The 210-nt window shown below is 59.5% G+C and carries 1 protein-coding gene; it reads right to left on the reverse strand.

Going from position 1 to position 210, the window contains the following annotated elements:
* Position 1: 1 nt before the first annotated feature.
* The coding region (locus AX729_RS41865; protein ID WP_502686922.1) for a hypothetical protein at positions 2-210 on the reverse strand (209 nt) is incomplete at its 5' end.

Here is a 210-nt window from a genome sequence, read left to right on the forward strand (position 1 = left end):
TTCATTTCAGAAAGACGGTTGCCAACTGACCTAAAACGGCTTCCAGGGCGAGATCATCACCCTCAGTCTGCAGGCCAAGGGCGTCCGCATCGTCGCCGAGCAGAACCGCTCCTCTAACGAGAACGCGCCCAGCCACCGCGTCTTTGTGGGCCGGGCCGATTATGCGAAGCGTGGCGTTATGCGGAGTGGTGGCGTCTGAGTGCAGGTTTT

The organism is Bradyrhizobium sp. CCH5-F6, assembly GCF_001556045.1.
GTDB lineage: Bacteria > Pseudomonadota > Alphaproteobacteria > Rhizobiales > Xanthobacteraceae > Bradyrhizobium.